This is a genomic window from Sphingopyxis macrogoltabida (assembly GCF_001314325.1).
Classification (GTDB): Bacteria; Pseudomonadota; Alphaproteobacteria; order Sphingomonadales; family Sphingomonadaceae; genus Sphingopyxis; species Sphingopyxis macrogoltabida.
Genome location: NZ_CP009429.1, coordinates 2,182,539 through 2,199,698, shown reverse-complemented (window position 1 = coordinate 2,199,698; position 17,160 = coordinate 2,182,539). Strand labels below are relative to the sequence as shown.

25 protein-coding genes are annotated in these 17,160 nt (G+C 65.9%); 16 read left to right on the top strand and 9 right to left on the bottom strand.

All coding sequences use genetic code 11. The features are described from left to right. Nucleotides 1-13: 13 nt before the first annotated feature. Genes LH19_RS10940 through LH19_RS29415 form a run of 3 tightly spaced genes read right to left on the bottom strand, consistent with a single transcriptional unit; the run spans nucleotide 14 to nucleotide 1,234 of the window. Nucleotides 14-634: a retropepsin-like aspartic protease family protein gene (locus LH19_RS10940; RefSeq protein ID WP_054727841.1), complete on the bottom strand. Its 621-nt coding sequence runs from the start codon at nucleotides 632-634 to the stop codon at nucleotides 14-16. Between the two features lie 43 nt (nucleotides 635-677). After that, a complete protein-coding gene (locus tag LH19_RS10935; protein WP_054727838.1) occupies nucleotides 678-944 on the bottom strand; it encodes a hypothetical protein in 267 nt (88 codons plus the stop codon). Further along, nucleotides 941-1,234 (bottom strand): DUF3606 domain-containing protein, encoded by a 294-nt coding sequence (locus tag LH19_RS29415; RefSeq protein WP_234716142.1) that lies wholly within the window; start codon nucleotides 1,232-1,234, stop codon nucleotides 941-943. The genes LH19_RS10935 and LH19_RS29415 overlap by 4 nt, the downstream gene beginning before the upstream one ends. 260 nt (nucleotides 1,235-1,494) lie before the next feature. Here LH19_RS29415 and LH19_RS27955 point away from each other — a divergent pair, with 260 nt between their 5' ends. The 3 genes from LH19_RS27955 to LH19_RS10920 all read left to right on the top strand — a co-directional run bounded on the left by LH19_RS27955 (nucleotide 1,495) and on the right by LH19_RS10920 (nucleotide 2,894). After that, nucleotides 1,495-1,665, top strand: coding sequence for a DUF1328 domain-containing protein (locus LH19_RS27955; RefSeq protein ID WP_077029184.1), 171 nt, complete (start codon nucleotides 1,495-1,497; stop codon nucleotides 1,663-1,665). 106 nt (nucleotides 1,666-1,771) lie between these two features. Beyond that, complete coding sequence (locus tag LH19_RS10925) at nucleotides 1,772-2,569, top strand: alpha/beta hydrolase (RefSeq protein ID WP_054727837.1); 798 nt, start codon at nucleotides 1,772-1,774, stop codon at nucleotides 2,567-2,569. 19 nt (nucleotides 2,570-2,588) lie between these two features. Further along, a complete protein-coding gene (locus LH19_RS10920) occupies nucleotides 2,589-2,894 on the top strand; it encodes a hypothetical protein (RefSeq protein WP_201258436.1) in 306 nt (101 codons plus the stop codon). Nucleotides 2,895-2,922: 28 nt separating this feature from the next. Here LH19_RS10920 and LH19_RS10915 read toward each other — a convergent pair whose 3' ends face one another. The 6 genes from LH19_RS10915 to LH19_RS10890 all read right to left on the bottom strand — a co-directional run bounded on the left by LH19_RS10915 (nucleotide 2,923) and on the right by LH19_RS10890 (nucleotide 10,287). After that, nucleotides 2,923-3,477, bottom strand: a complete 555-nt coding sequence (locus tag LH19_RS10915) for a hypothetical protein (protein WP_145923397.1) — start codon at nucleotides 3,475-3,477, stop codon at nucleotides 2,923-2,925. A 12-nt stretch (nucleotides 3,478-3,489) separates the two neighbouring features. Continuing rightward, nucleotides 3,490-3,837, bottom strand: coding sequence for a hypothetical protein (locus tag LH19_RS10910; RefSeq protein WP_054727831.1), 348 nt, complete (start codon nucleotides 3,835-3,837; stop codon nucleotides 3,490-3,492). A 278-nt stretch (nucleotides 3,838-4,115) separates the two neighbouring features. Further along, nucleotides 4,116-4,559, bottom strand: a complete 444-nt coding sequence (locus LH19_RS10905; RefSeq protein WP_187140408.1) for a glycine zipper 2TM domain-containing protein — start codon at nucleotides 4,557-4,559, stop codon at nucleotides 4,116-4,118. A gap of 113 nt (nucleotides 4,560-4,672) precedes the next feature. Beyond that, the gene (locus LH19_RS10900; protein WP_054727827.1) at nucleotides 4,673-7,993 is read right to left on the bottom strand and encodes an error-prone DNA polymerase; all 3,321 of its coding nucleotides are present in this window, start codon (nucleotides 7,991-7,993) and stop codon (nucleotides 4,673-4,675) included. 94 nt (nucleotides 7,994-8,087) lie between these two features. Further along, nucleotides 8,088-9,635 carry a DUF6504 family protein gene (locus tag LH19_RS10895; RefSeq protein ID WP_054727825.1) on the bottom strand — a complete coding sequence of 516 codons (1,548 nt, stop codon included), beginning with the start codon at nucleotides 9,633-9,635 and terminating at the stop codon, nucleotides 8,088-8,090. Beyond that, on the bottom strand, nucleotides 9,556-10,287 hold the full coding sequence (locus tag LH19_RS10890) for an ImuA family protein (protein ID WP_054727824.1): 732 nt from the start codon (nucleotides 10,285-10,287) through the stop codon (nucleotides 9,556-9,558). Before LH19_RS10890 ends, LH19_RS10895 begins: the two co-directional genes overlap by 80 nt. Nucleotides 10,288-10,751: 464 nt before the next feature. On the opposite strand from LH19_RS10890, the gene LH19_RS10885 reads away from it, so the two are divergent. The 13 genes from LH19_RS10885 to LH19_RS10830 all read left to right on the top strand — a co-directional run bounded on the left by LH19_RS10885 (nucleotide 10,752) and on the right by LH19_RS10830 (nucleotide 16,973). Beyond that, entirely contained in the window at nucleotides 10,752-11,078 is a 327-nt protein-coding gene (locus LH19_RS10885) for a DUF736 domain-containing protein (protein ID WP_054727820.1), read from the top strand. A gap of 100 nt (nucleotides 11,079-11,178) precedes the next feature. Next, on the top strand, nucleotides 11,179-11,424 hold the full coding sequence (locus tag LH19_RS10880) for a FitA-like ribbon-helix-helix domain-containing protein (protein ID WP_054727818.1): 246 nt from the start codon (nucleotides 11,179-11,181) through the stop codon (nucleotides 11,422-11,424). Further along, on the top strand, nucleotides 11,421-11,840 hold the full coding sequence (locus LH19_RS10875; protein ID WP_054727815.1) for a type II toxin-antitoxin system VapC family toxin: 420 nt from the start codon (nucleotides 11,421-11,423) through the stop codon (nucleotides 11,838-11,840). The genes LH19_RS10880 and LH19_RS10875 overlap by 4 nt, the downstream gene beginning before the upstream one ends. Before the next feature lie 252 nt (nucleotides 11,841-12,092). Beyond that, the gene (locus LH19_RS29015; RefSeq protein WP_167346271.1) at nucleotides 12,093-12,257 is read left to right on the top strand and encodes a hypothetical protein; all 165 of its coding nucleotides are present in this window, start codon (nucleotides 12,093-12,095) and stop codon (nucleotides 12,255-12,257) included. 24 nt (nucleotides 12,258-12,281) lie between these two features. Then, the gene (locus tag LH19_RS10865) at nucleotides 12,282-12,851 is read left to right on the top strand and encodes a hypothetical protein (RefSeq protein WP_156344025.1); all 570 of its coding nucleotides are present in this window, start codon (nucleotides 12,282-12,284) and stop codon (nucleotides 12,849-12,851) included. Nucleotides 12,852-13,132: 281 nt separating this feature from the next. Beyond that, a complete protein-coding gene (locus tag LH19_RS10860; protein WP_054727811.1) occupies nucleotides 13,133-13,450 on the top strand; it encodes a DUF736 domain-containing protein in 318 nt (105 codons plus the stop codon). A gap of 99 nt (nucleotides 13,451-13,549) precedes the next feature. Then, nucleotides 13,550-13,843 (top strand): transcriptional regulator domain-containing protein, encoded by a 294-nt coding sequence (locus LH19_RS29410; protein ID WP_322787409.1) that lies wholly within the window; start codon nucleotides 13,550-13,552, stop codon nucleotides 13,841-13,843. Then, on the top strand, nucleotides 13,749-14,414 hold the full coding sequence (locus LH19_RS10855) for a DNA -binding domain-containing protein (RefSeq protein WP_082395579.1): 666 nt from the start codon (nucleotides 13,749-13,751) through the stop codon (nucleotides 14,412-14,414). Before LH19_RS29410 ends, LH19_RS10855 begins: the two co-directional genes overlap by 95 nt. Nucleotides 14,415-14,531: 117 nt before the next feature. Continuing rightward, nucleotides 14,532-14,783 (top strand): helix-turn-helix transcriptional regulator, encoded by a 252-nt coding sequence (locus LH19_RS10850; RefSeq protein ID WP_054727809.1) that lies wholly within the window; start codon nucleotides 14,532-14,534, stop codon nucleotides 14,781-14,783. A 35-nt stretch (nucleotides 14,784-14,818) separates the two neighbouring features. Beyond that, the gene (locus LH19_RS10845; RefSeq protein ID WP_054727807.1) at nucleotides 14,819-15,325 is read left to right on the top strand and encodes a DUF2840 domain-containing protein; all 507 of its coding nucleotides are present in this window, start codon (nucleotides 14,819-14,821) and stop codon (nucleotides 15,323-15,325) included. Continuing rightward, entirely contained in the window at nucleotides 15,322-15,912 is a 591-nt protein-coding gene (locus tag LH19_RS10840; RefSeq protein ID WP_054727804.1) for a S26 family signal peptidase, read from the top strand. Before LH19_RS10845 ends, LH19_RS10840 begins: the two co-directional genes overlap by 4 nt. Next, nucleotides 15,909-16,241: a DUF736 domain-containing protein gene (locus LH19_RS10835; RefSeq protein WP_054727801.1), complete on the top strand. Its 333-nt coding sequence runs from the start codon at nucleotides 15,909-15,911 to the stop codon at nucleotides 16,239-16,241. Before LH19_RS10840 ends, LH19_RS10835 begins: the two co-directional genes overlap by 4 nt. A gap of 3 nt (nucleotides 16,242-16,244) precedes the next feature. Next, nucleotides 16,245-16,973 carry a lytic transglycosylase domain-containing protein gene (locus LH19_RS10830; protein ID WP_234716141.1) on the top strand — a complete coding sequence of 243 codons (729 nt, stop codon included), beginning with the start codon at nucleotides 16,245-16,247 and terminating at the stop codon, nucleotides 16,971-16,973. Nucleotides 16,974-17,160 lie beyond the last annotated feature (187 nt).

The window sequence follows — 17,160 nt, the reverse complement described above, 5'->3', positions numbered from 1 at the left end:
TGCGCTGTGTCGATCAGGGGTCAACTGCGGCGGGTTGAGGAACAAGGAAGAGCGTGCGGCCCTCGACGCGCCAGGCGGCGAGCTGGGACAGGAAATTCATACCGAGCACGTCCGTATTGCCGAGCGCGGGTGAGATCACGACCTTTAGCCGCCGTGCCCCGATGGCGCCGACCGCGAGCGCATCGACCGTTCCGGGCTCGGCCCGCAGCGTCCCGTTCGCGGTCTGCATCAGGAGCGGCAGCAGCGTTGCATCTGCCTCGACCCCGGCTGCGCGGGCGGTCTCCTGCGATAGCGCCGTCACGGTGGCGCCGCTGTCGACGAGCATCTTTCGTTTGACGCCATTGATTTCGGCATCGACCCAGAAATGTCCGTCGCGCGCCATGTGAATGCGCACCTCGCTGCCGACGACCTGCTGTCGATCGAGACCGATCGCCGCGGTGAGGCGGCCGAGGTTCGGATCGAAGGGGGCGTGCTGAAGAATGAGGAAGATCGCGAAGGCGAGAAGCGCGAAGGAGAACAGGCCGCGCAGCACGCGGCCGACATAGGGGATTTTGAACAGCAGGATCAAGACGAGCGCGGCGCCAGCCGCATAGATCGCGAGTTGCTCCCAAGGGAGATCGGTGGTGAGAGGCATATCGGCCGCTTTACCACCGGCCTCGTGTCGCGTGGCTGAACGATCAGCTCTCGGAGATCGTCTCGTCCTCGATCGCCGCGGTGATCATTCTTTCCCACACCCCGGCATCCCCGACAGCCAGCATGCGCCCGCTCGGCTCCCGCATCGTCTTAAGGATAGCGAGCGCCGCGGCGGTATACTCCGGCCAGAGCATATCGACGGCATCGGCCGCCGACCGCAGTTCGCCTTCGCCGTTCCGGCTGAGCTCATGTCCGGCAAGGACCCTGGCTATCCGCTCCACCGGAGACGTTGCTGCAGCGTCCCAGGTCATCGGCCGTGGTTCAGATAGGCGCGCACGGCGTCCGCGCTGTTTCCGACAGCATCGACGGCCTCGCGAAGTTCATCCTCGCCCACGCCGAGGCTCTCGGTCCAATCGCGGACTTCATAATCTTCGGAAAGGCTGATCCGATCGCGATTGGAGGCGCCCGTCAGTCTCTTGTCATCCGCCATCATGGTCTCCTGTATCTGCGCTCGCGAAGCCGGGCCGCGCGGGAGCTGCGGCCCGGCCCAGAAGGCGCAGTCAATCTGCGCCTGTCTGTGCCGCGATTCTGTCGGCACCATGGCTTCGATACCTCTTCCGCCGGTTGAGCGGAGTGGCGCTCTCAACCCCGAAAGACGCGCCGACGACGGCAAGCGTTCCCGAGAAAATTTTCGGATTAACACAGGTTATTCCGGGGGTGCCGAGGCCGGGGCGGCGCGGAACTTTCGAAGCGAGCCAGCGTTACCCGGACATCCACCACGGATGAATTGGCGCAGCTTTCAACGTCCCCCGCAAGTGCGGTCGGGCGAGTGGCGGACTGCGTCCAGACGGGAGAATTATCATGTTCAGATGGGCTATCATCTTTGCCGTCGTCGCGCTCGTCGCGGCGCTTCTCGGCTTCGGCGGCATCGCCGGCCTTTCGGCCGACTTCGCCAAGATCTTGCTCGTGATCGGCGTCGTCCTCTTCATCGTCGCCTTCGTCTTCGGGCGCGGACGCCGCACATTGCCCTGAGTTTCCGGGATGGCCGAAGTTTCCGACTTTGCCATCCTCACGGGTGCCGGCGATCACAAACCCCTCGGTCGCCGGCACACGACTACTTCCCCCGAAAGGACGTTTCATGACCGACCTTATCTTCGTCCACGGCATGTTCCAAAACCCGAAAAGCTGGGAGAATTGGATCGGTTATTTCTCGGCACGCGGATATAATTGCGCGGCCCCCGCCTGGCCGCTTCATGAAGGCGAGCCGCGCTCCCTTCGCGAAAATCCACCAGCGGGTCTTGGCGATCTCCATCTCGCGGAGGTCATCGCCTCTATCGAGGCGCAAGTTGCCGGGAAGGAGCACCCCGTCATGATCGGACACTCGGTCGGCGGGCTCATCACCCAGATATTTGCCAGTCGCGGCCTGATTTCCGCCGGCGTTGCAATCAATTCGGTCGCGCCGAATGCAATGATCGACTTCGACTGGGGCTTCATCAAGAATAGTGCAATTATCGCCAATCCCCTCAAGGGTAATGAGCCGGTCCTCATGGACGCGAAGACCTTTCACGGTGCCTTTGCGAATACGCTGTCCAAAGAGGAGGCGGCGGGCGAGTTCGAACGTACTGCGACGCATGACAGCCGCAATGTCCTTCGCGATTGCATGGGCGCCGATGGACGGATCGATGTCGATGCGCCGCACGCACCGCTGCTGCTGGTCGGCGGCGAGAAGGACGAGATCATTCCCGCCCATCTCACCGAGAAGAATTTCGATGCCTATACCGATGCGGGCAGCGTGACCGAATTCCTGCCGTTCGCCGGTCGCAGTCACTACATCTGCAACGAGCACGGATGGGAGGAAGTCGCCGGAGCGGCGCTTGCCTTTATCGAACGATCAGCGCGCGCGCCCAACACCGCGACCGCAAGCAGCTTTGTCTAAACTACAGCCGGACGGCCCTGTGACCACGGACGGTCGCTACTTTGTGGTGCGCGGGCGTCTGTGGCGCATGTCTGATCCGTCGCTCACGCAAGATACACGCATTCGGCTGGTCTCCGAACTTATGGCTGCACGCCGGGGCGTGAAGGACGCGCTGCGAAACAGGGATGCTGTCGCGTTGCGACACGCCCGATCGGCGGTCGATCGTACGAAGCGCGCGCTTGGCGAACGCGGACCGGTCTGGTGGGACGATGGCGCCCCCGATTATAATCGGCGGATGGCCATCAACACGCCGTATGCGCAGTGGTTCAAGGACTTGACCGTCTAGGCTTGGCGTGTTTTCGCTCGGTCAGACGTCATGATTTTGCCGTCAGCAGAGGAGCCGTAGAGCCGCGATGCAGCGTCAGCATCGCCGTACCAATCCCCGCTGCAGGAACGATCATCATGCGCTCGGAGGCAATGCCGCGATCCTCGAGCAAAGTTGCGAGGATTCTGATCTGCGCTTCTTCGCCGGCTATTTCGATCGTCGCGGCCGGAGCCGCGCGAAGGACGGTGGCGAGGTCCGCGGCTCGGCCGAGACCGCTGCTCGTCAATTTGGGCCTGTCTTCTTCGAAGCCTTGAAAGGTGAAGGTCCTGCTCTGGCCCTCGCGCGATGCAAGCCAATCGGCCATCTCGCGCGTCAGCGATTCCGATGCCGCCGCCATGGTCGAGCCGTCGGGCAGCGTGAGGAGCGCACTCGTCGCTGCATCCGGCGGCGCGGCCTCGACCGGTTCGCTGCCGCAGGACTGGAGCGAGAGTGTCGCGACGCCGAGCGCGAGAACGGAGGTCATCAGCAGAAGAATACGGGGCATCAGTCGTCCTTGATCCCCCCTCTCATCACCAACGCGCGGCGTGAACGGACGTTGCCGCAACCGCGCGGGTCTTTAAGCCGCAGCCTGCACGGCTGCAGCGTCCCGATATCGGCAGATGCTGCGGTCGCTTCGCTTTGCGGTATAAAGCGCCTCGTCGAGCCGGCGGGCCTCACCGAGTGTGATCGCGGGATTATCCGCGGCGGCTGCGTCGCGCGAGGCGACGAGGAGCCGGGCGATCGAGGCGAGGACGCCGATCGCATAGGGTCCCGCGATCAGCATGTCGCCCGATTGTTCGATGATCAGCGCCCCGCATATGAGAAAGCCGAGCGACATCACGAGCGAGGGCAGCAGGCCATCGTAGAGACTTCGGATAAGCTCGATCTCGATCGCATCGGGTGAATATTTGACCGGGGTCGACATCGCTCAGCTCCTTGCCGAGAATTACCGCCCACCGGGAGGACCGGTTCCTCCTGCGGACGGCCGAACCTCCTGAAATCCCGCACGCTTCAGCCTAGACGCCGAGCGTTAACAAAGTTGGAAGCGTGGGAGCATTCGCCGAGCATTCGATGCCCGAAAAGGTAAAGCCCCGCTGCACAAGGCTGCGGGGCTTTCCTGAAGTCGGGTCCTGAGACCCGAGCTTGCAAATTATCGACGCGCGGATGGCCGGATTGTTCCCGTGGCCGTCGATATTATTTCAATCATCGGCAGCGCACATTGCTACGATCGATTTCGCGCCCGACGGCTGCCCCGCCGAGCGCGCCGATCACGGTGCCGAGCGTTTCCGACCTGCCGTCGGCGATCACGTTGCCGAGCACGCCGCCCGCGATCCCGCCGACGATCAGGCCGGTCGATCCGTCGTTGCGGCGGCAATAATATTTGTTGTCGCGGCCGCGATAGATGCGGTCGTTGTCGCTGAGGCGGCGTTCGCGATAGCGCCGGTCGTTGCGATAATAATTCTCCGCATAATAGCCGCTGTAGCGCGGGTCGGGGCGATCATAGTCATAGCGGCCATATTGGTCGTAATAGGCGCGATCATAATAACCATAGCCGCCATCGTCATAGGCATAGCTGCTGCCGGTCGAGGCGCAGGCCCCGACCATGGCGGTCGCGGCGGCGAGAGGAAGGATCATCAGGCGGTTCATCGGCATCACTCCATTTGGTTGCGTGCCGGGCCGACCTTGGCGGGGCATGCGCTGGCCCCTCATGATCTAGACCCCTGAAACCATGTCGAGTTCCGCCGCCTGCCATTTGAAAGCTAACGGAAATCCCGAGGTTTGATCTTGATGCCTTCGGTGGGTTGGCCGGGAATGATACCGGACCCGAGGCGGAGGTCGGGAATATAGATGTCGCGCGGATTGCGGCCGAGCGGCTTCGTCTCCGGATCGCGCGGATCGGGGCCGACGGGGCTCTTGACGACGTCGGCGCGGCCGACCCTGTAGATATCGGCGATATCCTTGCGTTGCCCGACGCTCGCGAGCAGCGGGGAGAGGTCGTCGAGCCTTTGAGCGACGATATGGATGACCTCGCCCTCGCGCTGAACCTGACCGCGCACACCCATCATCGCGGCGCCGAGGACGACGCGGCGATATTTCTCGAAGACATTGGTCCACACGACGAGGTTCGCGACCTCGGTCTCGTCTTCGAGGGTGATGAACATGACGCCCTTTGCCGAGCCCGGCTTCTGACGGACGAGAACGACCCCGGCGAGGTTGACCCAGCGGCCGTCCTTGATGTCGTGAAGCTCCCGGCAGGTGATGATCTTTCGCGAGCGAAGCTCGTCCCGCAGGAAGGCGAGGGGATGGGCCCTGAGTGACAGACCGGACGCTCTATAGTCCTCGACGACCTCGGCGCCTTCGCCCATCGGCGCGAGCAGCGTCGCTGGTTCCAGCGCTTCGCGCTGGAGACGTCCGGCGCGTTCGTCGGCAGCCTGGAAGAGGGGAAGGGCGGCAGGTCCCAAACCCTTCACTTCCCATAGCCCTTCCCGGCGCGAGCTTCCGAGCGAGGTGAAGCCGTCCGCATCGCCGATCCGGTCAAGCGCGCCGCGCCCGACCCCGGCGCGGCGCTGGATTTCCTCGGCGCTGCTATAGGGCTCGTCGGCACGGGCCGCGGCGACCGCGGCGCCATCTTCGTTGGCGAGGCCGCGGACCATGCGCAGGCCCAGACGCACCGCATGATATTTGCCGTTGGCAGTCTCTTCGAGCGTGCAGTCCCAGCGGCTGTGATTGACATCGATAGGCCTGATCTCGACGCCATGATTGCGGGCATCGCGGACGATCTGCGCGGGCGCGTAAAAGCCCATCGGCTGGGCGTTGAGCAGCGCGGCGCAGAATGCGTCGGGATGATGGCATTTCATCCACGACGAGGCATAGGCGATGAGCGCGAAACTCGCGGCATGGCTCTCGGGAAATCCATAGGAGCCGAAGCCCTCGATCTGCTTGAAGGTCTTTTCGGCAAACTCGCGGTCGTAGCCGCGGCCGACCATGCCATCGATCAGCTTGTCGCGGAAATGGCTGACGCCGCCGGTGAGTTTGAAGGTCGCCATCGCGCGGCGGAGGAGGTCGGCCTCGCTCGCCGTGAAGCCGGCGCATTCGATCGCGACGCGCATCGCCTGCTCCTGGAAGAGCGGGACCCCTAGCGTCTTCTCGAGCACGCGCCTGAGCTCGGGCGTCGGGTAAGTGACCTCCTCCTGTCCGTTTCGGCGGCGGCGATAGGGATGGACCATGTCACCCTGGATCGGGCCGGGGCGGACGATCGCGACCTGGATCACGAGATCGTAGAAGGTGCGCGGCGCCATGAGCGGGATCGACGCCATCTGTGCGCGGCTTTCGATCTGGAAGACGCCCAGCGTGTCGGCCTTGCGGATCATCGCGTAGGTCGCGGGGTCTTCCGCGGGAATGGTGGAAAGATCGTGCTTCAGTCCTTTGTGATCGTGCAGGAATTCGAAGGCACGGCGCATGCAGCTCAGCATCCCCAAAGCAAGGATGTCGACCTTCATGAAACCGAGGGCGTCGATGTCGTCCTTGTCCCATTCGATGACCTGCCGGTCTTCCATCGCGGCGGGCTCGATTGGCACGAGTTCGTCTAGCCGGTCGCGCGTCAGCACGAAGCCGCCGGGGTGCTGCGAAAGGTGGCGGGGCGTGTTGATGAGCGTGCGCGCGAGCTCGAGCGTCAGCGCGAGGCGCTTGTCCCCGAGGTCGAGGTTCAGCGCTTCGGCATGCTTTTCCTCGACGCCCTCGCGGCTGTAACCCCAGACCGCGCCGGCGAGCCCCGCGGTGATGTCTTCGCTAAGCCCGAGCGCCTTGCCGACTTCGCGGACGGCGCCGCGCGAACGATAACGCGTGACGACTGCGGTCAGCGCGCTGCGGGTCCGGCCATAGGTCTCGTAGATCCACTGGATGATTTCCTCGCGCCGCTCATGCTCGAAGTCGACATCGATATCGGGCGGCTCCCGGCGCTCGGCGCTGACGAAGCGTTCGAACAGGAGTTCGGACCGCACCGGATCGATCGAAGTGATACCAAGGACGTAACAGACCGCGCTGTTCGCCGCGCTGCCGCGGCCTTGGCAGAGAATCTCGCGGCGGCGGGCTTCGGCGACGATCGAGTGAACCGTCAGGAAATAAGGGGCGTAATCGAGTTCTCCGATCAATCGCAGCTCATGCTCGAGCTGAGTGCGGACCTCGGTGCTGACGCCTTCGGGGTAGCGGACGGGAGCCTTCTCCCATGTCAGCCGCTCAAGCTCCTCCTGCGGGGTGCGTCCAGGAACCTGGATCTCGTCGGGATATTGGTAACGCAGTTCTTCGAGACTGAAGGTGCAGCGCGCCGCGAAATCGACCGTGCGGGCGACCGGCGAGCTGTCCTTGAGGTAGCGGCGGAACAGGCGCTCCATCTCGGCCGCCGTCTTGATGTGGCGGTCGGCGAAGCGCTCGCGGCGATCACCAAGCTCGTCGATCGTGCATTTCTCCCGGATGCAGGTGACGACATCCTGCAGCAGGCGCCGGTCGGGCATGTGATAGAGGACGTCGCCCGTTGCGAGCGTCGGCACTTTCGCTTTGGCGGCCAAGGCTGCGAGATCGCGCAGCCTGATCGCGTCGCCGGGGCGGCGCCGGATCGTGAGTGCGAGATAGAGGCGATCGCCGAAGATGCGACTGGCGCGGTCGATCGCCGCCTCGGCTGCGCCATCGGCGCGGTCGGGAAGCAGGATCGCAAGCAGACCCTCGTTCCAGTCCTCGAGATCGGGCCAGTCGAGATGGCAGGCGCCCTTGCCGGCGCGCGTCTTTCCGACGCTGAGCAGCCGGCACATCCGCCCATAGGCCATCTTGTCGGTTGGATAGACGAGAAGTGCCGTGCCATCGGCAAGATTGAGGCGCGTGCCGGTCAACGCGCGAACGCCGGTAACCTTCTCGGCGTCCCACGCGCGCACGATCCCGGCGACGCTGTGCCGGTCGGCGACGCCGAGCGCGGGCAGTCCGAGCATGGCAGCGGCGGTGAAGAGCTCCTCGGGCGACGAGGCCCCGCGCAGGAAGCTGAAATGCGTCGTGACCTGCAGCTCGATATAGGCCGCCCCGTCATCGGTCATGCGAAAGCAACGCTGCTTGATGGCCGCATCACGCAAATGCAGTTAAACACCGGTGGCAGTCTCAAGCGAATGCGGTTCGCTACCGGTCGCATTCTCAAGCGAATGCTCCGTGAATAAACCAGCGCATCGAACCGGTTGCGGGATTGACCCCGTCGCCGAGGCGGAAGAGCCAGTAACGGCCGCCCGTCTCGGTCTCGACCTGATAATAGTCGCGGACGGTGAGGTGGGTTTCGCCTTCGATCCCGCCCTCGCGCCACCATTCGCCTTGGAGCCGCTCGGGTCCATCGCCTTGGGTGACCCGGTAGCGTTTACGGCGCCAGATGAAGAGGCGCGGCGCATCGTCGGGGAGCAAGGCGACGACATCGACTGGTTCGGGCCGCGCTAGCATGCGCGACGGCCGCGGCCAGTCGCTCCAGCTCTCGCCTGTCTCGGGCGCGAGCGCGGGGAGGGCAGCAACCGAGCGCTCGGGCATCGCGCTCGGTCGCGGCGCCGCGCGCTGGAGCGCGCGCTGCCCGAAGCGATTGGCGAGCGTGTCGACCAGCGCGGGAAGATCGGGTCCGCGCCGTCCGATATTTTCGAGCGCGTCGGCCTGGCTCCCTGGCTGCCGCTCGGCGAGCGCGGCGACGAGGGTCATCGCCTCGATCCCGAGACCGGGATCGATGCTCTCGATCCGCGCGGCGAGCAGCTTCGCAAGATGCCGGGGATCGCGCGAGGGCGAGGCGGTTCCGACACGGATGGCCTGCGTCTGCCCGTCGACGCGGTGGAAATAGCAGTCGAGGCGCCGCGCGCCCGTTCCCGCGCGGTTGAGCTGGCCCGCGATATCGTGCGCAAGGTCGCCGATCACCTGCGCCAAGGCGTCCGCCGTCGCGAGCGGCTCCATGAAGCCGCGCCTCGCCTGCGGCAGCTCTTCGGGGAAGAGCGGTTCGATCGGCTCCGGCAGCGTGCCGAGTGCCTGGTCGAGCCGGCGATGCAGTTCGCGCCCGAACCGTTTCGCGAGCGGACCGCGTGGGCTCCCGATCAGCTGCTCGATCCGCTCGAAGCCCAATTTGCGAAGGCCTTCGACATCGGCGGACGGCAGGCGGAGCGCTGAGACGGGTAGGAGCGCGATCGCCTTACGGTGCGCTCCGGGTTCAACCGTGACAGGCCGCCCGGCGGGGACATGGCGGGCGGCCGCATGCGCGCAGCCGGCCGTGTCCGCGACCGCAATTTGCAGGCTGAGACCGAAGGCCGCGACGCGGCGGTGAAGATCCTTGAGCAAGGCTCGCTCGCTGCTGAAGATGGCCGCGCAGCCCGTGATGTCGAGCCAGAGCCCGTCGGGCGGATCAGGCGCGACAACCGGCGAATAGCGTGCACCTGCCCAGAGGGCGAGGCGACGCAACCCGTCGAGATCAGCCTCGGGCTCGGCGTCGACGACATCCAGCTCGGGCGCGAAAGCCCGCGCTTTCGTGATCGTCATGCCTGTCTGGATGCCAAGCATTTGCGCCTCGCGGCACGTCGCCGCGACGATACGCCGGCCATGGTCGGGAATCGCGGTAACGAGCGGGCGGGGCGGGGCGCTGCCGTCAGGCTGCGGCTTGCGCATCTTCCTGCGCAGCCGGTCGGTCGACCAGTGCGGCAGGAAGAGCGATACGACCCGTCGCATCGCAGCCCTCCACGATCCAGTTGTAGGGATTGCCCCCGCGCGCGCGCTCGAGCGCGACGCGCCAGCGCGCGCGTCCGATCGCGGGGATGCCGAGATCCTCGGTCGGACTCGCGGTGATGCGCCAGCGGGTCAAAGCGGCGCTGCCTTCGGCAGGCTCGCCGGCCTTGCAGGCCCGGCGGAAGATGAAGGCGGGGACGCCCGAGGCTTCGGCGGCGAGCTGCAGCCGCTTCGACGCGGTGGTGCTGTACTTCTTGACCTCGCCGACGACCCCGGCGAGCCCCGGATGGCGGAGGCACTCCTCCATCGCGAGGAGGACGTTGGTGTCGCTGCCCGCTTCGACATGAATGAGCCGGTCGGGATGCAGTCCGGCTAGATGAAGCGCGGGGGCGAAGAGATCGCGCCAGCGCAGGCACCAGAAAACCGGGCCGTCGCTCCGCGCGAGGATGCCGGCGAGGAAGATCGTGGCGCTCGCATCGTCGGCCAGTTCGGGGCTGCCGGCGAGCTCGTGGAGCGCGCCCGTCGCGATTCCGCGCGCCGGGATTCGCGAGTCGAGATCATCGATCCCGAACGGAATGACGTCATGACGCGCGCCAACGCCTTCGATTTGCGCAATTTTGGCGCGAATATCTTCAAGAACGACGGACTGGCGCATAGGTGCGGATAACTCGGTAAGCTGGTCTTATGTTCCTTCTTTGTTCTCATTGCCCGCTGTTCGTCAAGGCGCGCTGCGGCGAAGCGGTGTCATCGCTGTGGATGAAAGACCGGAAAGCGAGGGTGCCGGGGGCGCCGCCGGCCGGAGGGAGGTACGAGCCGGCGGCGGGGCATACTGAAGGTTCGGGCCCTTGCGCCGGGATGCGGCAACGGAGCGCGGAGCGGGGCAATCGCGACGGCCGCGAGCCTGGCTTTCGCGTCCGGAGTCATGATTCCGCTGAGGCCCATTGTCTCCCGTTGCATGGGACCTTTCCCGCATTGGCTGCCTGATTGCGGGGCTCGGCTCGCCTAATGCCGTCAACCCCCTGCGGGGGTTCGCCCTCGCATGCGCTCGGTGACGGCGGCTCACGGCCCCTCCTTCTGGCGCCATCGGGGATGGTCCCCGAGCATCAAAGGAGACTGAACATGGGTACCACCATTGGAAATCTGACCCTCAAGGACGACGGAAGCTACGAGGGCACGCTCGCGACCTTGATGGTCACCGTGCCGATCGCGATCGTTCCGAACGGCCGCAAGATGAAGGAAAGCGAGCCCGACTTCCGCGTGGTCAGCCGCCGGAACGGCTTCGAACTCGGCGGCGGCTGGACGAAAACCGCGCGCTCGACCGGCGCCGAATATATCTCGGTGTCGCTGTCGGCCCCCGAACTCGGCGAGATCTTCTGCAATGTCGCGAACGCGCCGGGCGACGATCCCTCGAAGAAGGTGCTGATCTGGAACGCCCCCGGCAACTGACAGCATTGCGGCTCCGCCTTCGAGCGGGGCCGCACTTTCCTTTGCAGTCATTGATTGTTTTGCAGTCAATGACTAATATCTACGCTCAAGGAGACGCGACATGGGCAGCATGACGATCAGGGGCATCGACGACGCGCTGAAGCGCCGGCTGCGGCTGCAGGCGGCAGCGCATGGCCGTTCGATGGAAGAAGAGGTGCGCGACATCCTCCGCTCGGCGCTTTCTACCGACGATGCGCCGATGGGCAATCTCGCGGCGGCCATTCGCGCGCGCTTCGCGCCGCTCGGCGGCATCGAACTCGACATTGCGCCACGCGAGGACACGCGCGAGCCCATCGATCTCTCATGATCCTCCTCGACACCAATATATTATCCGAAGTCTTGCGGGCCGCGCCTGAGCCGCGGGTTCTCGACTGGATCGGGCGGCAAGCTGCTTCGTCGCTCTTCGTGACGACGGTCACCCAGGCGGAAATTCTCTACGGTATCGCAATTCTTGACAAAGGTCGGCGGCGCGACGAACTGGCAGCCGCCGCACTCTTGACGTTCTCCGAGGATTTTTCCGGTCGCCTCCTGGCATTCGACGGCGACGCAGCGACGGCATTTGCCGAAATCGCAGCGGCACGCCGTGGCATGGGGCGCCCGATAAGCCAGTTTGACGCCCAGATCGCCGCGATCGCCCGTTCGCGGGGAGCTATTCTGGCGACGCGAAACAGCCGGGATTTCGAACATTGCGGTATCGAGATCGTCGATCCCTGGAGCAGATGAGATTTCCGTCATCGACGCGTAATCCTGCAAACCGACGCTCGATCAGCGCCATGTCTCCGGCCCGGAAGCGGCCCCACCCGCTCTCGAATAGCCGCTGATCCCTGGGCCGAGGACCGGCCTCCTTCAATCAACCCGCAAGGGGTCCCGGCGCTGCGCTTGGGCCTTCGCTTCGCTGCGGTGATTGCGGCCTGTCCCCGTCCGGCGGGGCGACTGTCGAGCGGGATGGTCCCGCTCCCCGACAGGAGCCTCGATATGCCGCTTTCAACCGCCCAATCGCTTGGCTGGAATCTCGCCCGCACGATGATGACGATCATCGTCCTCGTTGAAACATCGGCTGGATATTCGGTCATGCCGCTCGACGAGTTCGACGGCGACCCCGCTTGCATCGTCTGCGAATATGACCCGTTCAACCGCTGATATCGCGCGGGATTTCGCTCCAGGGTGGACCCGGTTCCGGTTTCACCTTCGGGGCGATTTCGCTATGCCCGCGAGGCAGATTGCGCTGCGGTGGTGGTGGAGAGCGCGTCCGACAGGAGGACGCCCGTGACCTTCATCATCATCCTCGGCGCCGCGGCCGCCATCTATATCGCCGTGCTGATGTTTCGCCTGGCTGCGGTGGCGCTTCCGCTTTACGCCGGCGTCGGCATCTCGATTTACCTCATCGGCCGCGACTTCGGCTATCCGGCATCGATCGCGGCAGGATTGCTGGTCGGAGTTCTCATCCTCGTTGCCGGACGGGCACTTTGCGCTGTCCTGCCGCCCTTTTATCGCGCGATCGTCGCGGCGGCATTTTCCGGCCCCGCCGGTTTTGCCGGTTATCAGGCCGCGAAGGGGCTGGCCGGGCTCGCGATCGGCGGAGGATATACGCTTGAGGCGCTCGGAATTGCAGGCGCTCTCGCGGCGGCCGTTGCAGCCTGGCGGGGGCTCGGGACAGCCGAGAGGAATCCCCCCGTGCGACGGAGCGCTCGGCACAGCTTGAGCCCGAACTCCTTCCTCAACCGGGTCGGTTGAAAGACTGATCTCGCGTCGAAGCCTCGCAGCATCTCGCACCAGCCCGGCCTCCGATCTGCGCCATCTGCCGGCAAGCCGCTGACGCTGGATCGCTGGCCGCAACCGCGGGCCTGCGACTTTCTTCCCCCGGCGTTCCGCCGTTCCTCGCGAGCCAAGAAAGCCTCGGCCCGCCGTCCTCCGCTTCGCTCCGGGCCTGGCGGCTGCGGCGCGCTCCCGTGCCGGCTGTCGATGCGCATCGAGGCCGCGCTGGTGCGGCCCGACATGCAGCAAAGGACATCGTCATGAGCAAGATCGGCAGCTTCAAACTCGTCTCGGGTGAATATCAGGGCGAGATCGTCACCCTTTCGGTGCAGGCCCAAGCGGTCCGTATCACCCCCGAGCAGAACCACAGCGGCAACGCCCCGAGCCACCGCGTATTCGTCGGCGATGCCGAGGTCGGCGCAGCCTGGTCGAAGACGAGCCAGGACAAGCGTCCCTATCTTTCGGTCAAGCTCGACGACCCGAGCTTCATCGCCCCGATCTTCGCGCAGCTCTTCGCTGGCGACGAGGGCGAATATGACCTGGTCTGGAGCCGTCAGAATCGCCGCAACGACAATTGATGCGGCGCCCATCGCCCGGTCTCGGCCGGGCGATGTTATATCCAATTTGAGGGCTTTAGCGTGCGTAGCTCGGATATTTTTGCGCTAAGTCCATGATGTATGCGCCGGTACCACGCCGCCATGGGCGGGGCAATATTGGCTGAAAGCGGCGGTTTATTCTCCTCAAACGGGTCGGAGGTGCGAATGGATCAGGCAGTCGGATGGCAGTCGCCATATTTTCCGAAAATATTCGAGCGATATGATCGCGCGGACTTCGCGCAGGAATTCCTGCGCCGAAGCCCCGCCTATCGCAGCGGCTATGCCGCCGCCGCGGCGGCGCCGGGCGCCGACCGCCCGCGGCTCTTTCGGCGGCTCGCCAGCCGCTGGGGGTTGGTCTTTCGCCTTCGATCCTGATCTTCCGGCCGCGGCCGCACCCGCCCTGTGGCGGCCGCAGACCTGCGCCTTCGTCACGATCGCGCGCCCGGCGCCCAAGGGCTTTGCCGCGCTGCGCCTCGCCCAGATCGTCGACGGACCCGAGATTGCCGCCGAGTTGCTTTCGTACCGCGACTGGCATGTCGTCCTGCTCGCCGGGGGACGGCGCTATCGTCTGCTGATCCGGCGCTGCCGCGCGAACGAGCGGCTGGCGTATCTCACACCCGCCGATGGGCAGGCCGGCCTCCGTGCCTCGCTGATCATGGCGCTGCACCGTGAACTTCTCGATACGGGTGGCGCTCGTCCCGCGCCGGACAGTGTCCCGGGCGCGACCGAGCACTGGCGCCTGGTGCAATGGCTTCGCCTTCTCGACGCCATAGCCGAGGGCGCATCGGCCCGCGACATGGCAGCGGCGCTGCTGCTCGCCGAGGCGCGCCACTATTCCGCCGCCGAATGGGACGCTTCGAGCGAACGCCGCCGCATCGCGCGCTGGCAGCGCGCCGCCGTTGCCATGCGCGACGGCGGGTTCAACGCGCTGCTCGGCGCAGCCTGATCGGGACATTCCGACGCCCTTCGCTTTGTCCGTTCCGAATCCTTCGCGTGATTTCCCAAGAACGCCTCCTCGTTCCTGAACCCTGAAGCGGGTTCCGGTCCTTGACAGGAGGCCCCATTGTCCGATCGTCCCACGCCCGTCGTCGCCCGCTATCTCCGGACGCCGGAGGCGGCCGTCCACTTGAGCCTCTCGGCGGCAACGCTCGAGAAGCATCGCTGCTACGGAACCGGGCCGCGCTATCACAAGCTTGGCGGCCGGGTCGTATATGCGATCGCCGATCTCGACGCTTGGGCGGCGATCGGACGCAAGACATCGACGTCGGATCCCGGCGTCGGCGACATCTCGCCGCTGCGCCCGGGTCGCCGCTGATGCGCGCGCGAATGGCCTCGGCTTTGCCGTCACCCATGCAAGCGGCCGCCCCTCCGCCTGTCGGCGTTCGGCTCCCTGCAAGTGGCCTGACCGACGTCGAGCTGACGTGGATCGAGGGCCGTCTCGAACAGCAGCTCCGCTTCGGGCGGGTTGCGGCCGAGCGGTCCGGCGGTCCGCACAAGCGCATCGCGTCCTTCCGTCCGGGTGCGACTTTCGGGCTGATCGGTTGCACCGCGGACGATCTCGGATGCGTGTTCTGGAGCCTTGCCATCGTCAGGGCGGTCGCACCTGGTGCGCCCTTTAGTACCCATCCGGCTGTTCGACCGGGAGGGGAAATTCTTCTCAGCCTTTCCAACCTCGAACCCATCCGGGCGGTGTGCCGAGAGATCGACATGATCGAGGCCTCTGGCGTCGATGCGTGCGACGTGTCGCCCGATCACTGGCGCCATATCGGGCAGCGGCTCGCCGCCGCGCTGCCGTTCCGCTCCTACTCGGCCGAACGCCATGCCGCGTGGCTCCGCCACAACGAGGCCCGGCTGTGAACCGGCGGTGGCTCCGCACGACCGCGGCCTGCGGCGCGCTCTTTTGCGGGCTGTTCGGCGCGGCCGCGATTCTCGCGCCGCAGCCGCGGCTCATCTGGAACGCGAGCCCAAGCGTGCCGGTGGGGCTCTACGCCATCGAAATCGGTGCTACGCCTGCGCGCGGCGATCTTGTCGCCCTTGCGCCGCCCGCGCCGCTGTCTGCCTGGCTTTCGAAGCGCGGCTATCTGCCGCGCGGCGTGCCTCTCCTGAAGCAAGTCGCCGCCACTGAAGGCGCGCTCGTCTGCCGGAGCGGCGTCTTCGTCACGATCGACGGCGCGCCTGCGGCGCGCGCGCGATCGGCCGACCGCATGGGACGAACGCTGCCGCTCTGGCTCGGCTGCCGCCGGCTGGAGCGTGGCGAGCTATTCGTCCTCGGCCTGTCTCCCGACAGCCTCGACGGCCGATATTTCGGGCCGCTTCCGGCATCCGCCGTCATCGGCACCGCGCATCCCATTCTCACCCGCGACGCCTCCGGCGCGCCGCTTCGCTGGCGCCGGATCGGCGCGCGGCATTCCATCCACCTGCCAGACGAGGAACAGACATCATGATGATCGGAAGCTTTCAGACCGCAGGCGACGGCTATGCGGGATCGATCCGGACCCTCCTGCTCGACGCGAAGATCGCGATCGTTCCGGCTGCGCCGTCCGACGCGGAAAACGCGCCGGGCTGGCGGGTGCTGCTCGTCGAGGCCGACGATGGCGTCGAGATCGGAGCGGGCTGGGATCGCAGCGGCGAACGCGCCGGTTCCTATATCGCGCTGCAGATCGACGACCCGGCCTTGCCGGCGCCGCTGCGCGCCAACCTCATTCGCTCGGCGCGAAACGAGGATGAATATCATCTGCTCTGGTCGCGCCCGGCACCGCAGGCGAAGGGCTGAGCGATGCGGCCTTCGGCTCGCTCGGCGCGCTTCCGCGCCATGCGCATCGCCGCCGCCGCCTTGCTGGCGCTCGCGGCGCTGCCTGCCGGTCCGGCGGCGGCCCGTGAGCAGGCTGCCGGCGCGCCTGCCGCTCATCCTTATGCACCGCATGTGAGCGAGGCTTCGCAGCGGTTCGCCATTCCCGAGGCATGGATATGGCGCGTCATGCATGTCGAAAGCCGCGGCCGATCGCGCGCCGTTTCGCACGCGGGGGCGATGGGATTGATGCAAATCATGCCCGCGACCTGGGCCATGCTGACTGCGCGATATGGGCTGGGCTCAGACCCCTTCGATACGCGCGCGAACATCCATGCGGGTGCAGCCTATCTGCGCATGATGTGGGACCGATATGGTGACGTCTCGCTCATGCTCGCCGCCTATAATGCGGGTCCCGGCCGCGCCGACGCCTATGCGGCGGGACGGCGCCGGCTTCCCGCCGAGACTATCGCTTATGTTGCCGCGATTGCTCCGGCGATCGGCGCATCGGGCGTCGCTTCGCTCGCCCCCGCGCCAACACCGACGGCACCGTCCTGGCGCAGTGCTTCGCTGTTCGCCGAACGCTCCGGCCACGATGCGGCGGCGCAGCCCGGTGCAGATCCGCTGCAATCCGGACGCAGCGCCGATGCAGCGGGACGTGCGGCACCTCGCGCGCCTGCGGCGCTCTTCGTTCCGCTTTCCGGCCGCGACCAATGATCTGTCGCGCCTCGGCTTCGATGCCTTGCCCGAACCTGTTGGCTCGGCTGTTCTGGCTCGTCGGGAAGGGGAAGGGGGCAGGGCAAGATAAAAGACCGGCCAGCTCGCTGGCGGTATGTGGTTGTTTTGCCGCGGCTTTTGCGTATGGCACACAGCCTGCCGTGCCATTTCGCAGGCGGGGTATGCC

Coding starts and splice junctions, on each gene's coding strand:
- LH19_RS10900 (WP_054727827.1), bottom strand. CDS start 7,993: ATGACCGATGACGGGGCGGCCTATATCGAGCTGCAGGTCACGACGCAT.
- LH19_RS10885 (WP_054727820.1), top strand. CDS start 10,752: ATGGGTACCACCATTGGAAATCTGACCCTCAAGGACGACGGAAGCTAC.
- LH19_RS10940 (WP_054727841.1), bottom strand. CDS start 634: ATGCCTCTCACCACCGATCTCCCTTGGGAGCAACTCGCGATCTATGCG.
- LH19_RS10845 (WP_054727807.1), top strand. CDS start 14,819: ATGCAAGCGGCCGCCCCTCCGCCTGTCGGCGTTCGGCTCCCTGCAAGT.
- LH19_RS10925 (WP_054727837.1), top strand. CDS start 1,772: ATGACCGACCTTATCTTCGTCCACGGCATGTTCCAAAACCCGAAAAGC.
- LH19_RS10875 (WP_054727815.1), top strand. CDS start 11,421: ATGATCCTCCTCGACACCAATATATTATCCGAAGTCTTGCGGGCCGCG.
- LH19_RS29410 (WP_322787409.1), top strand. CDS start 13,550: ATGCGCCGGTACCACGCCGCCATGGGCGGGGCAATATTGGCTGAAAGC.
- LH19_RS29415 (WP_234716142.1), bottom strand. CDS start 1,234: ATGGTGCCGACAGAATCGCGGCACAGACAGGCGCAGATTGACTGCGCC.
- LH19_RS10895 (WP_054727825.1), bottom strand. CDS start 9,635: ATGCGACGGGTCGTATCGCTCTTCCTGCCGCACTGGTCGACCGACCGG.
- LH19_RS10855 (WP_082395579.1), top strand. CDS start 13,749: ATGCCGCCGCCGCGGCGGCGCCGGGCGCCGACCGCCCGCGGCTCTTTC.
- LH19_RS10905 (WP_187140408.1), bottom strand. CDS start 4,559: ATGAACCGCCTGATGATCCTTCCTCTCGCCGCCGCGACCGCCATGGTC.
- LH19_RS10880 (WP_054727818.1), top strand. CDS start 11,179: ATGGGCAGCATGACGATCAGGGGCATCGACGACGCGCTGAAGCGCCGG.
- LH19_RS10890 (WP_054727824.1), bottom strand. CDS start 10,287: ATGCGCCAGTCCGTCGTTCTTGAAGATATTCGCGCCAAAATTGCGCAA.
- LH19_RS10835 (WP_054727801.1), top strand. CDS start 15,909: ATGATGATCGGAAGCTTTCAGACCGCAGGCGACGGCTATGCGGGATCG.
- LH19_RS10860 (WP_054727811.1), top strand. CDS start 13,133: ATGAGCAAGATCGGCAGCTTCAAACTCGTCTCGGGTGAATATCAGGGC.
- LH19_RS10830 (WP_234716141.1), top strand. CDS start 16,245: ATGCGGCCTTCGGCTCGCTCGGCGCGCTTCCGCGCCATGCGCATCGCC.
- LH19_RS10910 (WP_054727831.1), bottom strand. CDS start 3,837: ATGTCGACCCCGGTCAAATATTCACCCGATGCGATCGAGATCGAGCTT.
- LH19_RS10935 (WP_054727838.1), bottom strand. CDS start 944: ATGACCTGGGACGCTGCAGCAACGTCTCCGGTGGAGCGGATAGCCAGG.
- LH19_RS27955 (WP_077029184.1), top strand. CDS start 1,495: ATGTTCAGATGGGCTATCATCTTTGCCGTCGTCGCGCTCGTCGCGGCG.
- LH19_RS29015 (WP_167346271.1), top strand. CDS start 12,093: ATGCCGCTTTCAACCGCCCAATCGCTTGGCTGGAATCTCGCCCGCACG.